The organism is Mameliella sp. LZ-28 (assembly GCF_012274245.1).
Lineage (GTDB): Bacteria > Pseudomonadota > Alphaproteobacteria > Rhodobacterales > Rhodobacteraceae > Antarctobacter > Antarctobacter albus.
The window spans coordinates 1-13,585 of record NZ_JAANYX010000035.1; the positions used below are offsets into that span (position 1 = coordinate 1).

A 13,585-nucleotide genomic window follows, 5' to 3' on the forward strand; every position below is an offset into this window, starting at 1 on the left:
GACACGGTCACGCATGGCACCGACACGCATGTGGTGCTGGTCGACCTGCGGCCCAAGGGCGTCAAGGGCAACGCCACCGAAAAGGCCCTGGGCCGGGCGCATATCACCTGCAACAAGAACGGCGTGCCCTTCGATCCGGAAAAGCCGACGGTGACCAGCGGCATCCGCCTCGGCAGCCCGGCGGGCACCACCCGCGGCTTCGGCGAGGCCGAGTTCCGCCAGATCGCGGACTGGATCATCGAGGTCGTCGACGGCCTGGCCGCCAACGGCGAGGACAACAACGCCGCGGTCGAGGAAAAGGTCAAGGCTGAGGTCGACGCCCTCTGCAAACGGTTCCCGATCTACCCCGAGCTCTGAACGCGCACGCAGGCCGGGGATCACCCCGCCGCCCTAGGTCAGGAAAACCGCCGTGGACTTCTCCACGGCGGTTTTTCATATCCATGGACATGGCAAGCGACCGCGACATATCGAAATTCCTCTCCTACGTGCTGCGCCACGCCCCGCAGGAGATCGGGCTCACGCTCGACGCGGGCGGCTGGGCGACGATCGACGACCTGCTGGACCGCGCGCCCATGCCCCTCACCCGCGCGCGGCTGGAGCAGGTCGTCGCCGCCTCCGACAAACAGCGCTTCGCGCGCTCCCCGGATGGCAGCCGTATCCGCGCCAACCAGGGCCACTCGATCCCGGTCGATCTGGGCCTGACGCCGCTCGCCCCGCCCGAAACGCTCTATCACGGCACCCATCCCGGCGCGCTCGACGCGATCCTGGCCGAGGGTCTGCGCCCCATGTCCCGCCATCACGTACACCTGTCCCCGGACGTCGAGACCGCCAAAAAGGTCGGTGCCCGCCGCGGCAAGCCGGTCATCCTTGCCGTCGCCGCCGGAGAGATGGGCCGCAGCGGCATGCTGTTCTTCCGGTCGCTGAACGGTGTCTGGCTTGTGGACCATGTCCCGCCCACACGGCTCGAACGCCTGCCGGACTGAGACCATCCGCCCGGGCTTCCCCCGCACCCGGAATCGCCTAGGGTAGGCATGTCGCCAACAACCACGAGGCTCACCATGCAGATCCATCGCGCCGGTTCCCGCCCTTCCGTCACGCCGAACCCCGACTATTTCACCGGCACCGTCCGCTTCGATCCCGTCATCGCGGCGCCGGACCCGGCCCGCGTCCACGCCCTGATCGTCACCTTCGAACCGGGCGCCCGCACTGCATGGCACACCCACCCGCTTGGCCAGACCCTGCACATCCTCTCCGGCCTCTGCCTTGCGCAGAAAGAGGGCGACCCGGTGCAGGAACTCCGCCCCGGCGACACGGTCTGGTTCGCCCCCGGCGAGAAACACTGGCACGGCGCCGCCCCCGATGTCGCCATGTCCCATCTCGCCATCCAGGAGGCCCAGGACGGCGGCGCCGCCGACTGGCTGGAAAAGGTCACGGACGCCGATTACAGCGGCCCCCGCGCCCCCTGACGCCCCGCCCCTGGCTTCTTCTTGGCCAAAATACACCCGGGGGAGTCGACCGAAGGGAGACGGGGGCAGCGCCCCCGCTCCCCAGCAGCCAAAAGGTCAGGCATCCCTGACTGGCGTGCCCTCCCCCAAGGGGCCACAAGACGCCATGATCACGACCAGACGCCTCGAACGCGCGCTCGGGGATTTCACCCGCGCGCATCTCCCCACCGGCCTTGCCGATCTCCTGATGTTCCTGCTCAAGCAGGGCTGGGCCTGCCTCTTCGGCTTCCTGATGCTGGGCGGGCTGATCCTGTCGGACCGCATCTGGCAGGACGACTGGGCACTTCATCGCTACGACGGGCTCTTCCTCTATGCCCTCACCCTGCAGCTCTCCTTCCTTGCGCTGAAACTCGAAACCCTGACCGAGGCCAGGGTCATCCTGCTATTCCACCTCACCGGCACGGCGATGGAACTGTTCAAGGTCAACGCAGGAAGCTGGGCCTATCCCGAGGACGCGCTTCTGAAGATCCACGGCGTGCCGCTCTTCTCCGGCTTCATGTACGCGGCGGTCGGCAGCTACATGGCTCGGGTCATCCGCATCTTCGACATGAAATTCGCGCCCTACCCACCGTTCTGGACCAGCGTGACGCTGGCCGTGGCGATCTACGTCAATTTCTTCGCCCACCACTACCTGCCCGACGCGCGCTATGTCCTGATGGCCGCCACGGTGCTGCTCTTCGCCCGCACCCGCGTCTGGTTCACGATCAACCGTACCCGCCGCTGGATGCCGCTGCCCGTGGCCGCTTTCCTCACCTCGATCTTCCTCTGGATCGCCGAGAACGTGGGCACGAATACCAACACATGGCTCTACAAGGGCCAGACCACCCTCGACCTCGTGCACCTGTCCAAGATGGGCTCGTGGTATCTTCTGCTTTACGTCAGCTTCACCACCGTGACGCTGGTCCTGCGCGACGCGCTCTCGCGCGCGCCGCTCACAGCCCCAGAACCAGAACCAGGATCGAGGCCGTCAGCACCGCGATCCCCAGCACCTCCCGCCGCGTGACGGTTTCCCGAAAGAACAGCACCGAGGCCGCCAGCGACAGGATCAGCTCCACCTGGCCCAGCGCGTAGACATAGGCCGCCTTCTGCAGCGTGAAGGCGGTGAACCAACCCATTGTTCCGGCCATCGAGGTCAGCCCCAGCCAGGCCGCCCGGCCTCGCGCGGCCCAGACGGCGGCAATCTGCCCCGGCTCGCGCCAGCGCAGCCAGAACGCCATGCCCAGGGTCTGCATGGCCGTCACGCAGACCAGCGAAAGGGCCGCGCGCAGCACAGGGTCCTCGCTGGGCACTTCCAGCGTCGTGGCGCGATAGCCCACGCCCGCGACGGCAAAGAAAAAGCCCGACCCGACGCCCAGCAGCACCGCGCGGCTGCGCAGCCCGCGCCACAGCCCCGCCGCATCCGGCGTCTTGGACAGCATCAGCACGCCCACCAGCCCGATCCCGATCGCCAGCCAGCCAAGTGGAGAGATCGCCTCGCCCAAAAGGACGAACCCCATCAGCGCGGTCTGGATGACCTCGGTCTTCTTGAAGGTGATGCCCACGGCGAAATTGCGCTCGCGGAAGGCCAGGACCACCAGCACGGTGGCCAGGATCTGCCCCAGTCCGCCGACCACCGCCCAGGGCCAGAAGGCAGGCGCGGGCATGGGCAGGCTGGTCCCGGTCAGGCCCAGGTACAGCAGCAGCACCACCAGTCCCGCCGGCATGGCATAGGCAAACCGCGCAAAGGTGCTGCCCGTGGCGCTGATGTCGCCCGTCGCCAACAGCTTGTGCAGCATGAAACGCGCGGTCTGAAAGGTGGCCGCGCAAAGGGTGGCAATGATCCAGAGGTCCATGCCGCCATTAGCGGCAGCGGGCCGGCAGGTGCAAGCGCAACCCGCCCCGGGACAGGGTCAGCCCCGCGGCCAGAGCGGGTGCGGCACCGGGTCCTTGGCACGCAGGAAATAGCGCCGGAACACCTCGCCGTAAGAACGATAGCGGTAGTCGCCGTTGCGCGACAGGTAGCGCTGCGGGTTGCGGCGGTACATCACCGGTAGCCGATACCAGGGCACCATCGCGTGCATGTGGTGCACCACATGCAGGTTGTTGTTGAGAAAGATCAGCGCCAGCGGCCCGCGATCCTCGATGATCACCGTCCGCCCCCGCGCGTCCTCATGCGCGCGGTGCTCCAGGAAGGTGCGGATCTTCAGGATCGCCAGCGCCGCATAGGTGCTGAGCAGGAAGGCCCAGGCCGGCATCCGCCCCAGCGCCAGCATCCACCAGACCACTACACCCACCGCCGGCACATGCAGCGCCCACCCCAGCAGCACCCGCCGGTCCCCGCGCCTCGCCGCGCGCAGGTCCGACAAGGTAAAGACCAGTGTCCCCAGCAAGGGCCCCAGCAACATCCGCCCTGCCAGCGTGTTGTTCACCCGCATCACCATCCGCGCCGCGCGCGGCAGGCGGTGCCAGACCTTGGGGTCCAGGAAATTGCTCTCGGGGTCGTCGTAGGGATCGGTCAGGATCGAGTCCCGGTGATGCGCCAGGTGCGTGTCCTTGAACCGCAGGTAGGGCACCACCAGCGACAGCGCCGGAAACACCAGCGCCCCGTTCCAGAACCGCGACCGGAACGGATGCCCGTGCAGCATCTCATGCGTCAGAGAGGAATGCAGCGCCGCGCCCAGCGTCACCAGGATCATGCCCAGCGGCAGCCAGACCGCCGCCGCCCATGTCGTCCCCAGTGCCCAGAGGGCATAACACCCCGCCAACAGCAGCAGCGTCGGCCATTCCAGCCCGCGCAGCCGCTCAGACATGCCGGCCCCAGCGGATACCCGACCAGACGCGCTCGTAGACCAGGTAGGACAGAAAGCCGATCACGGCGTTCACCACCGCCATCCCGCCCCCGACCGCCAATGAGCCGGTAAAGGCCAGGCCCACCCCCGCCATCGACACCAGTCCCAATGCCGTCCACAGTACGGATTTCACAAGCGTGCGCGCCCGCGTTTCCATAAAACCTCCGAATGTTCTGAACTCGGGGCCAGGGTAACGGACGCGTGAGCGGGGTGGCATCCTGTCTATGGTTCACATTTCTCGCGTCATGTGATAAAAATCACCAATGAGCAAAATTATCGACAAGCGGGTGCGCGCGGACCTGCTGCGCAAACGGCTGACAGAGGCGATGCAGCGGGCGGGGTCGAACCAGACCGCGCTGGCACGGGCCGTGGGCGTCGACCGCTCGACCATCTCGCAACTGCTCAAGGACACCGGCGCGCGCCTGCCCAATGCCCAGCTTGTCGGCTCCTGCGCGCAGGCGCTCGGCGTGTCGTCGGACTGGCTCCTGGGCCTCTCGGATCGACCGGAATCCGCCGCCGACCTGCTGGCCACCTCCCTGACCCTGACAGAGGCGCCCCGGGCGCTGGTGGACGAACAGATCTTCCGCTGGCACCGCGAGGCGGAGGGCTACAAGATCCGCCACGTTCCCGCCGCGCTGCCCGACATGCTCAAGACGCGCGCGGTGCTGGAATGGGAATACGGGCCGCATCTGGGCCGCACCACCGAACAGGCGATCAACGCGTCCGAGGACCGGCTGGACTGGATGCGCGCCTCGAAATCCGACTATGAAATCGCCCTGCCCCTCTACGAGGTCGAAAGCTTCGCCGAAGGCGTGGGCTATTACGCCGGCATTCCGGCCGATATTCGCCGCGTGCAACTGGCGCAACTGGCGGACCTCAGCGCCACGCTCTACCCCCGGCTGCGGATCTATCTCTTCGATGCCCGACGGCTCTACTCGGCGCCGGTCACGGTCTTCGGGCCGCTTCTGGCGGTGCTCTACATGGGCCGCAACTACCTGGCCTTCCGCGACACCGAACGCGTGACCGCCATCACCCGTCATTTCGACCACCTGGTGAAAGAGGCCAGCATCACCGCCCGCGCCCTGCCCGACCATGTCAGGGCGCTGGAGGCAAAGGTGAGGGGATAGGGGCAACACCCCGGCCCGAAGTCCGCCAGCACCATAATTCCGCCGCATTCAACATTACCCTGAAGGGGCGCAAACGGGTTGAACGATGTCCTGCCTTTTGCGCGGCCCAGGTCTTTGAAAAAGACGTTCCAGGAAAGTTGGGAAGGCAGAATGCGAAAGGCCCCTCATCCAGACACCCCATCAGCAGACGCGTATTGTGACGGGTCCGCCGATCCGGATCTTCTGGCAATTCGAACGATGCTGGACCAGCATGAGGACACGCAATCACCGTCGGAACAACCGGCCCGGCAAAGGCGTCGCCGGCGCAGCATCCCTCAAGGATCACCTGCGCAGGATCATGCGCCTGCGGTCGCGGCAGGGGCCCAGCCGTCCGAACGCAGCGGCAAAAAAGGACCTCCGCTGCAATGGCTCCGCACGCGGGCCCGGGCTTTCCTGCGGCGCCCGGACGCGCCAAGGATCCTCTCGCTGCTGCTCCTGCTGACGCTTGTCATCCTGAAACCGGGCTTCGTGGTCTTTCTTGCGGTGATGAGCCTCGTGGCCGCGCTCGTGCTCTACTTTTCCATTGGCCCCGACCGCGTCCAGGCCTGGGTTGCCGGCCGGTACGACCGCCTGCGTGACCGCGACCCGGATGCCGCGGACCGGCTGCGCAAACGTGCGGCCGCCGCCAGAAAATGGCTTGCGGTAGTGATCGACAAGCTGCCCGAAAGCTGGACTGCGGGACTTTACCTTCCGGATTTCGACGCCCCGGCAGAGCCGCATGCCAAGTTGGAACGCGATCCCTTCGAGCGGCTGGCCCGGCAATGACGCGCCGCCCGGAGGGGCCGTCTCAATAGGGCATCGGATGCGCCTTGTGGACCTCGTCCAGGCGCGCCAGCAGGTCGTCGGAGAGCACCAGGTCGCTGGCCCCCAGCAGGTGGTCCAGCTGCTCCATCGTGGTCGCGCCAAAGATCGAGGACGCCACGAAAGGCCGCCGCGCCGACCAGGCCAGCGCCATGTGCACCGGGTCCAGGTCAAACTCCCGCGCCACGCCAAGATAGGCCTCGACCGCCTCGAAGACACGCGGGCTCAGCCGCCCGCCCATCGTCTCGTTCAGCGACATGCGCGAGCCCTCGGGCACCGCGCCGCCCTGGTACTTGCCGGTCAGGAACCCGGCGCCCAGCGGCGAGAAGGGCAGCAGGCCCACATCCTCGTAGACCATCAATTCCGCAAGGTCGGTGTCCGCCAGCCGGCAGAGCAGCGAGTATTCGTTCTGGATCGAGGCCACGCGCGGCCCGCCCACGCGCTCCGCCGCCTCCAGCCACAGCGCCGTGCCCCAGGCGCTTTCGTTCGACAGGCCAAAGGCGCGGATCGTGCCCCGCTCGACCTCGGCCTGCAGCGCGTGCAGGCAATCCTCCATGTCCGCCACCACCTGCGCGCGGGTCCAGCCCGATTGCGAGGGGTCATAGCGCCAGTTCTTGCGGAACATGTAACTGCCCCGGTTCGGCCAGTGGAACTGGTAGAGGTCGATGTAATCGGTCTTGAGGCGCTTGAGCGAGGCCTCGACCGTGTCACGGATCGTCTTCGAGGTGATCGGCGCCCCGTCGCGCGCCATGCTGCCCTCGCCGGAATGCTTGGTGGCCAGGATCCATTCGGATCGGCGGCCAGAGGCGGCGTTCCAGTCGCCGATGATTTCCTCTGTCCGGCCATAGGTTTCGGCCCGGACCGGGTTCACCGGGTACATTTCGGCGGTGTCCATGAAATTGATCCCGGCCTCCAGCGCCCTGTCGATCTGGCGGTGGGCCTCTGCGGGCGGGGTCTGGTTGCCGAAGGTCATCGTGCCCAGGCACAGTTCGGACACCATCAGGCCGGTGCGGCCCAGCGGGTTCATCTTCATGGGAAAGGCCCTTGTCTGAAATCGTCGGTCGGGCGCCAAGATGACAGGCCCAGCCGGGATGGCAAGGGGCACCGGTCCCGGCGCTTTTCCGTCGGGCAATCCGAACTCCACGCTTGAGAACAAAATGGGAACACGCTAATCTTGCCCTCATGACGATGGCCTCTGCCCTGCTCACGCGCCGCCCCCATGCGCCGCCCCCCGCGCTGGTTCTGTGGCGTGACATCCTGCTGCCGCATGCCCGCGTGCACGAACTCTGCGGTCAGGCCCGGCGCACGCTGGCGCTGCATGTCGCGGCACAGGCGGGCGGGCCGGTGATCTGGATCACCCGCCGCCACAGCCCGGATCAGCTCAACCCCTGCGGCATGCAGGCGATCCTGCCCCCGGGAGAGGTGATCTTCGTCGCCACCGACCGCCCCGTCGACAGCCTCTGGGCGATGGAAGAGGCGCTGCGCAGCGGCGCGGCGCCACTGGTGGTCGGGGACCTGGCAGAGCCGCCCCCCATGACCCCTGTGCGCCGGCTGCACCTTGCGGCAGAGGCCGGGGCGGGCATGGGGCACTGCCGTCCGCTGGGGCTGATCCTGACGCCGGGCGCGGGCGGCGCGCCGGGGGTCGAAACGCGGTTTCGCTGCGATCCCGTCCATGCACCGGACCAGACCGCCTGGCGCATAGACCGGCTGCGCGCCCGGATGCAGCCGCCCCGGACATGGCGTCTGGAGGCGGGAAAGCTGCACGACTGGCCCACCCCCGGCTGAGCGGAGGCCACGGCCGAAACGACAAGAATATGTCGCGAAGCCACCTGACTTCTGCCGCCCGAGCGGGCAGAAACACGACATGCGCCTGTTCATCTCCTTTGCCTCGCTCTTTCTTTCGGTCATCCTGCTACAGCTTTCCTCGGGCAGCGTCGGCCCGCTCGACGCGCTGTCCGGGCTGGCGCTGGACTTCACGACCACGCAGATCGGCCTCTTGGGCTCGGCGCATTTCGCCGGGTTCTTCATCGGCTGCTGGTGGGCGCCGCGCCTCATGGGATCGGTGGGCCATTCACGCGCCTTCGCCGCCTTCACCGCCCTGGGCACCATCGGCATCCTGGGCCACATCCTGGTCGAAAACCCCTATGCCTGGGCCACGCTGCGGATCGGCCAGGGGCTCTGCGTGGCGGGCTGTTACACGGTGATCGAGGCCTGGCTGCACGCCAAGGTCACGAACGAGACCCGGGGCCGCGCCACCGGCGCCTATCGCCTCGCCGACCTCGGCGCCTCGCTGAGCGCGCAGCTGATGATCTCGATCCTGCCGCCGGCGCATTACGTCAGCTACACGCTGCTGGCGCTGCTCTGCACCGCCGCCCTGCTGCCGCTGACGCTGAGTCGCCTGCGCCCGCCGGAAACCCCCGATGCCCCGCGCCTGACACCGGGCCTGGCCTGGGCGCGTTCACCGCTGGCGGTGGCCGGGGTGCTGGTGGCCGCGCTGTCCAGTTCCTCGTTCCGGATGGTTGGCCCGCTCTACGGCACCGGCGTCGGGCTGGAGACCGCGCAGATCGCGTTCTTCCTGGCCTCCTTCGTGGCGGGCGGGGCGCTGGCGCAATACCCGGTCGGCTGGCTGGCCGACCGCTATGACCGGCGCTGGGTGCTGGTCTGGCTGTCGGTCGCGGCCATCGCCAGTTGCACGCTGACCGCGCTGGCCACCGGCCTGCCCACCCTCGGGATCATGCTGACCGCCGCCATCTTCGGCCTGACCACCTTTCCGATCTTCTCGATCGCCGCCGCGCATGCGCATGACTTTGCCGCCAGCGACGAACGCATCGCGCTTTCGGCGGCGCTGATGTTCTGGTTCGCCGTCGGCGCCATCGCCGCGCCCTGGTTCGCCTCGGCCCTGATCGAGCTTTACGGCCCGCCCGCGCTCTTTGTCATGATCGCGGCGGGGCACGCGCTGCTGGTGGTCTTCGGCCTGGTCCGGATGCGCAAGCGCCGCGCCACGGAAACCCGCACCCGCTACATCTACACGCCCCGCTCGACCTTCCTTGTGGGCCGCCTGCTGTCGGGCATCCGCGAACGCTCCAATCAGGAGGACTGAGCCTCCGCCCGCTCGCCCTCTGCCTCTGCCTCTGCCTGGTCGATGGCCCAGGCGCTGGCCGCTTCCAGAGCCACCGGGGACGAGGTCGGCAGGATGCCGAGGTAGCTGTCGGTCTCGTCCACCGGGACACCGGCCCGCTGCGTCATGCGGTACAGCGCGTACAGCCCGATGGCACCAAAGGTGCCGGACATGAACAGCCAGAAGGCCCCGGGCCCAAAGACCTGCATCGCCCAGCCCGTCGCCAGCGGCCCCGCGATGGCCCCCAGTCCAAAGGTGAACACCAGCCCGCCCGAGGCCGCCGCCATGTCCTCGGCATCGAGGAAGTCGTTGGTATAGGCCAGGAACAGCGCATACAGCGGCGCCGACACGCCGCCTGCGAAAAAGGCCGCGCCGGTCAGCAGCCAGAACCCGCCACCGGAAAACCAGCCGGCCACGGCGGCAACCCCGCCGATCACCGCCGCCCCGAAAATCAGCTTGCGCCGGTCCACCCGGTCCGACAGCCAGCCAATGGGGTATTGCAGGAACAACGCCCCTGCAAAGAGCGTCGCGATGAAGGTTGCGATCTGGTTCGTGCTCAGCCCGATCTCGGTGCCATAGACCGCCCCCATGCCGGATTGCGTCGCATAGACCGTGCCCAGCAGGAAGATCCCGACCGTCCCCAGGGGCGAGCTGACAAAGAGCCGGTGCAGCGGCATCGGCCGCGCCACCTCTGCCGCCGGCACCGGCACCGCCGACAGCAGGATCGGCGCAAAGGAGATGGACACCAGGATCGAGGCACCGATGAACAGCACCGAGGTCGCCGCATCCCCCAGCGTCAGCAGCCCCTGCGCCCCGATCAGCCCCAGCGTCTGCGCGATCATGTAGGCCGACAGAACCTTGCCGCGGGTCTCGTTGGTGGCGGCATTGTTCAGCCAGCTTTCGGCGGTGACATAGACCCCCGACATGCAGAACCCGACGACGATCCGCAGCACCGTCCAGACCCAGGGATCGGCGGCCAGCGGAAAGGCGATCAGCCCCGCCGACATGAAACTGCCCAGCGCCGCAAAGACCCGGACATGGCCCACCCGGCGGATCATGCGCGGCGTTAGCTGCGCGCCCGACAGGAACCCCACGAAATAGCCCGAGGTGACAATGGCCAGTTCCGCCGCCGAAAACCCCTCGATCCCGCCGCGCAGGCCGATCAGGGTGAAATGCATGCCATTGCCCAGCATGATCAGGACAATGCCGACAAGCAGGGCCCAGACCCCTGAAATCACCGAGTTCATGCGATGTCCTTTCGTGCTGTGCGGGATGGCGGTTCCGCTCCGCGCCGCCTCGCACGCGGCAGGCCGCGCTTCCCGTGCCGCACCGCCGTCTTTCGGCCCGTTTGCGACAAAGCGGGGGCGCCCTCTGGTCCTCGGGCCTCTTGGCCGCTAAACCGGGCGCAAACCCCGCATCTGACAGAAGCGCACATCATGGCCCGACACCTTATCACCTCTGCCATTCCCTACATCAATGGCATCAAGCACCTGGGCAATCTCGTCGGCTCGCAATTGCCCGCCGACCTCTATGCCCGCTACCTGCGCGCCCGCGGACACGAGGTGCTGTATCTCTGTGCGACCGACGAACATGGCACCCCCGCCGAACTGGCCGCCGCAAAGGCGGGCAAGCCCGTGGCCGACTACTGCGCCGAGATGTGGGAAGTGCAGTCAAAGCTGGCCGAGGGCTTCCGGCTGTCGTTCGACCACTTCGGGCGCTCCTCGTCCGAGCAGAACCGCAAGCTGACCCAGCATTTCGCCAAGGTTCTGGACGACAACGGGTTGATCCGCGAAGTGTCCGAGACCCAGATGTACTCCAAGGCGGACGGCCGCTTCCTGCCCGACCGCTACATCGAGGGCACCTGCCCCAACTGCGGCTTCGACTCGGCCCGCGGCGACCAGTGCGACAACTGCACGAAACAGCTCGACCCGGTCGACCTCATCAACCCGCATTCGACGATCTCCGGCTCGACCGACCTGGAAATGCGCGAGACGAAACACCTGTATCTGCGCCAATCCGCGATGAAGGACCAGATCGAGGAATGGATCGACACCCGTGTCGGCTGGCCCGTCCTGACCACCTCGATCGCCAAGAAATGGCTGAACGATGGCGACGGGCTGCAGGACCGCGGCATCACCCGTGACCTCGACTGGGGTGTGCCGGTGCAAAAGGGCGACGATCCCTGGCCCGGCATGGAGGGCAAGGTCTTTTACGTCTGGTTCGACGCGCCCATCGAATACATCGCCTGCGGGCAGGAATGGGTCGACGCGGGCAAGGGCGATGACTGGGAACGCTGGTGGCGCACCGACAAGGGCGCGGACGACGTGCGCTATACCCAGTTCATGGGCAAGGACAACGTGCCTTTCCACACCCTGTCCTTCCCGGTGACGATCCTGGGCAGCGGCGAGCCCTGGAAGCTGGTCGACTACATCAAGTCCTTCAACTACCTGAACTACGACGGCGGCCAGTTCAGCACCTCGCGCGGGCGCGGTGTCTTCATGGACCAGGCGCTGGACATCCTGCCCGCCGACTACTGGCGCTGGTGGCTGCTGAGCCACGTCCCCGAAACCTCGGACAGCGAATTCACCTGGGAGAGCTTCCAGTCCGGCGTGAACAAGGACCTTGCCGACGTGCTGGGCAACTTTGCCTCGCGCGTGACCAAGTTCTGCCGCTCGAAGTTCTCCGAGGCGGTCCCCGAGGGCGGCACACCTGGCGCGGCCGAGGCAAAGCTGATCGCTGACCTGACCGCCAAGGTCCGCGAATACGAGACCCACATGGAGGCCATCGAGATCCGCAAGGCCGCCGCCGCCCTGCGCGCGGCATGGGTGCTGGGCAACGAATACCTGCAAGAGGTCGCCCCCTGGACCACCTTCAAGACGGACCCGGACCAGGCCGCCATGCAGATCCGGCTGGCGCTGAACCTGATCCGGCTCTACGCGGTGATCTCGGCGCCCTTCATCCCCGACGCCTCTGCCGACCTTCTGAAGGCCATGCACGCCGAGGATGCCGACTGGCCCGATGACGTCGAGGCGGCTCTGACCGCCCTGCCCGTGGGTCATGCCTTCGACGTGCCAGACGTGACCTTCCGCAAGATCACCGACGCCGAGCGCGAGGAATGGCAGGAACGCTTCGCGGGCAAGCGGGACTGACAACAGGGGTCAGGGGCATATCACCAGTTTGCCCCTGACCTCTCCCTGCCCGGTCCGCCGCAGCGCTTCGGGCACCGCGTCCAGTGGCAGGACCGCTTCCAGATGCGGCGCGATGCGCCCCTCCACGGCCATGCGCAACACGCGTTCGGTCAGGGCCCGCCCCGAGGGCACCATCAGCATCCCGATGGACTTGCCCGCCAGCCGATAGGCGAAACCGCCAAACACCAGCGACAGCAGCACGCCAACCTCGCCGCCCACGGCGCGGTAGCGCCCGCCCGGCGCCAAGGCCCGCGCAATCCGCCCCGGTCCGCGTGTCGCCACCATGTCAAGAATGCGGTCCCAGCACGCGCCGGTCCCGGCAAAGTCGGCCTCTCTGTAATCCATCGCGGCATCGACACCGAGGGTCTTCAGCCATGCCACCTTGCCCGCGTTGTCCACCACGGTCACATGCGCCCCGGCGGCCTTCGCCAATTGCAGTGCCATCGTCCCGGATCCGCCACCCGCGCCGTTGATCAGCAACCGTGTCCCCGCGTTCAATCCCTCGGTCCCGGCCACGGCGATTCCCCCGGCCTGCGGAAGGCAGGCGGCGATCACGTCCGACAGCGCCTCCGGCACGGTCACCGCATGGTCCGCTGGCACGCAGACATATTCGGCGAACCCGCCCCGCGTCATGACGAAATCTCCGGCAACGCGCTGCCCCAGGCCGATCCCCGTCACGCCCTCTCCCAGCGCATCCACCAGTCCGACGATGTCCGATCCCAGCACAGGCTGTTTCGGGCGGAACAGCCCGCCGACCATCCGCGCGTAAAAGGGATTGCCGGTCAGGTATTCCCAGTCGGACAGGTTCACCGCGCAGGCCGACACCTTCAGACGGATCTGACCGGGCACCGGCTCTGGCACCGGCAGATCCGCGATCCGCAACCGCTCCGGCCCGCCGTATACGTCCTGAACAACCGCTCTCATCTGACACGCCTCCATGAGCGTCCGCCTGCAATTGACAGGGCGGACGCCGCTTGCT

14 protein-coding genes and 1 pseudogene are annotated in these 13,585 nt (G+C 67.4%); 9 read left to right on the plus strand and 6 right to left on the minus strand.

Going from position 1 to position 13,585, the window contains the following annotated elements; translation table 11 throughout:
* From glyA to G9Q80_RS22245, 4 genes and pseudogenes are all read left to right on the plus strand, one after another.
* A pseudogene (glyA, locus tag G9Q80_RS22230) lies at positions 1-357 on the plus strand (serine hydroxymethyltransferase); the annotation flags it as partial.
* 89 nt (positions 358-446) lie between these two features.
* Positions 447-983: an RNA 2'-phosphotransferase gene (locus G9Q80_RS22235; protein WP_198549995.1), complete on the plus strand. Its 537-nt coding sequence runs from the start codon at positions 447-449 to the stop codon at positions 981-983.
* A 75-nt stretch (positions 984-1,058) separates the two neighbouring features.
* A complete protein-coding gene (locus G9Q80_RS22240) occupies positions 1,059-1,466 on the plus strand; it encodes a (R)-mandelonitrile lyase (protein ID WP_074622722.1) in 408 nt (135 codons plus the stop codon).
* A gap of 145 nt (positions 1,467-1,611) precedes the next feature.
* The gene (locus G9Q80_RS22245; RefSeq protein WP_088715711.1) at positions 1,612-2,508 is read left to right on the plus strand and encodes a DUF817 domain-containing protein; all 897 of its coding nucleotides are present in this window, start codon (positions 1,612-1,614) and stop codon (positions 2,506-2,508) included.
* Here the strand turns inward: G9Q80_RS22245 and G9Q80_RS22250 are convergent.
* Genes G9Q80_RS22250 through G9Q80_RS22260 form a run of 3 tightly spaced genes read right to left on the minus strand, consistent with a single transcriptional unit; the run spans position 2,438 to position 4,490 of the window.
* Positions 2,438-3,337, minus strand: coding sequence for an EamA family transporter (locus tag G9Q80_RS22250; protein WP_088715710.1), 900 nt, complete (start codon positions 3,335-3,337; stop codon positions 2,438-2,440). The two genes, G9Q80_RS22245 and G9Q80_RS22250, sit on opposite strands and share 71 nt — an antisense overlap.
* A 57-nt stretch (positions 3,338-3,394) precedes the next feature.
* Entirely contained in the window at positions 3,395-4,294 is a 900-nt protein-coding gene (locus tag G9Q80_RS22255) for a fatty acid desaturase (protein WP_088715709.1), read from the minus strand.
* Positions 4,287-4,490 carry a DUF2061 domain-containing protein gene (locus G9Q80_RS22260; protein ID WP_074622719.1) on the minus strand — a complete coding sequence of 68 codons (204 nt, stop codon included), beginning with the start codon at positions 4,488-4,490 and terminating at the stop codon, positions 4,287-4,289. Before G9Q80_RS22260 ends, G9Q80_RS22255 begins: the two co-directional genes overlap by 8 nt.
* Before the next feature lie 106 nt (positions 4,491-4,596).
* On the opposite strand from G9Q80_RS22260, the gene G9Q80_RS22265 reads away from it, so the two are divergent.
* On the plus strand, positions 4,597-5,460 hold the full coding sequence (locus tag G9Q80_RS22265; RefSeq protein WP_074622718.1) for a helix-turn-helix domain-containing protein: 864 nt from the start codon (positions 4,597-4,599) through the stop codon (positions 5,458-5,460).
* Positions 5,461-5,538: 78 nt separating this feature from the next.
* Positions 5,539-6,264 (plus strand): hypothetical protein, encoded by a 726-nt coding sequence (locus tag G9Q80_RS22270; RefSeq protein ID WP_133066424.1) that lies wholly within the window; start codon positions 5,539-5,541, stop codon positions 6,262-6,264.
* Positions 6,265-6,286: 22 nt separating this feature from the next.
* Here G9Q80_RS22270 and G9Q80_RS22275 read toward each other — a convergent pair whose 3' ends face one another.
* Positions 6,287-7,333 (minus strand): aldo/keto reductase, encoded by a 1,047-nt coding sequence (locus G9Q80_RS22275; protein ID WP_088715707.1) that lies wholly within the window; start codon positions 7,331-7,333, stop codon positions 6,287-6,289.
* Between the two features lie 155 nt (positions 7,334-7,488).
* Between G9Q80_RS22275 and G9Q80_RS22280 the strand changes: the two genes are divergently transcribed.
* Together G9Q80_RS22280 and G9Q80_RS22285 are read left to right on the plus strand one after the other, a co-directional pair.
* Positions 7,489-8,085, plus strand: coding sequence for an ImuA family protein (locus tag G9Q80_RS22280; RefSeq protein ID WP_088670241.1), 597 nt, complete (start codon positions 7,489-7,491; stop codon positions 8,083-8,085).
* A gap of 79 nt (positions 8,086-8,164) precedes the next feature.
* Positions 8,165-9,400, plus strand: coding sequence for an MFS transporter (locus G9Q80_RS22285; protein ID WP_088715706.1), 1,236 nt, complete (start codon positions 8,165-8,167; stop codon positions 9,398-9,400).
* Here G9Q80_RS22285 and G9Q80_RS22290 read toward each other — a convergent pair.
* A complete protein-coding gene (locus tag G9Q80_RS22290) occupies positions 9,388-10,665 on the minus strand; it encodes an MFS transporter (protein ID WP_088715705.1) in 1,278 nt (425 codons plus the stop codon). The two genes, G9Q80_RS22285 and G9Q80_RS22290, sit on opposite strands and share 13 nt — an antisense overlap.
* A 189-nt stretch (positions 10,666-10,854) precedes the next feature.
* On the opposite strand from G9Q80_RS22290, the gene metG reads away from it, so the two are divergent.
* A complete protein-coding gene (gene metG / locus G9Q80_RS22295; RefSeq protein ID WP_088715704.1) occupies positions 10,855-12,567 on the plus strand; it encodes a methionine--tRNA ligase in 1,713 nt (570 codons plus the stop codon).
* Positions 12,568-12,576: 9 nt separating this feature from the next.
* Here the strand turns inward: metG and G9Q80_RS22300 are convergent, their stop codons facing one another.
* Entirely contained in the window at positions 12,577-13,530 is a 954-nt protein-coding gene (locus tag G9Q80_RS22300; protein ID WP_168246582.1) for a quinone oxidoreductase family protein, read from the minus strand.
* Between the last annotated feature and the right edge of the window lie 55 nt (positions 13,531-13,585).

Bases quoted from the DNA above. Each gene is read 5' to 3' on its own strand.
- G9Q80_RS22235 (WP_198549995.1), top strand. From the start codon at position 447: ATGGCAAGCGACCGCGACATATCGAAATTCCTCTCCTACGTGCTGCGC.
- G9Q80_RS22240 (WP_074622722.1), top strand. From the start codon at position 1,059: ATGCAGATCCATCGCGCCGGTTCCCGCCCTTCCGTCACGCCGAACCCC.
- G9Q80_RS22245 (WP_088715711.1), top strand. From the start codon at position 1,612: ATGATCACGACCAGACGCCTCGAACGCGCGCTCGGGGATTTCACCCGC.
- G9Q80_RS22250 (WP_088715710.1), bottom strand. From the start codon at position 3,337: ATGGACCTCTGGATCATTGCCACCCTTTGCGCGGCCACCTTTCAGACC.
- G9Q80_RS22255 (WP_088715709.1), bottom strand. From the start codon at position 4,294: ATGTCTGAGCGGCTGCGCGGGCTGGAATGGCCGACGCTGCTGCTGTTG.
- G9Q80_RS22260 (WP_074622719.1), bottom strand. From the start codon at position 4,490: ATGGAAACGCGGGCGCGCACGCTTGTGAAATCCGTACTGTGGACGGCA.
- G9Q80_RS22265 (WP_074622718.1), top strand. From the start codon at position 4,597: ATGAGCAAAATTATCGACAAGCGGGTGCGCGCGGACCTGCTGCGCAAA.
- G9Q80_RS22275 (WP_088715707.1), bottom strand. From the start codon at position 7,333: ATGAAGATGAACCCGCTGGGCCGCACCGGCCTGATGGTGTCCGAACTG.
- G9Q80_RS22280 (WP_088670241.1), top strand. From the start codon at position 7,489: ATGGCCTCTGCCCTGCTCACGCGCCGCCCCCATGCGCCGCCCCCCGCG.
- G9Q80_RS22285 (WP_088715706.1), top strand. From the start codon at position 8,165: ATGCGCCTGTTCATCTCCTTTGCCTCGCTCTTTCTTTCGGTCATCCTG.
- G9Q80_RS22290 (WP_088715705.1), bottom strand. From the start codon at position 10,665: ATGAACTCGGTGATTTCAGGGGTCTGGGCCCTGCTTGTCGGCATTGTC.
- metG (WP_088715704.1), top strand. From the start codon at position 10,855: ATGGCCCGACACCTTATCACCTCTGCCATTCCCTACATCAATGGCATC.
- G9Q80_RS22300 (WP_168246582.1), bottom strand. From the start codon at position 13,530: ATGAGAGCGGTTGTTCAGGACGTATACGGCGGGCCGGAGCGGTTGCGG.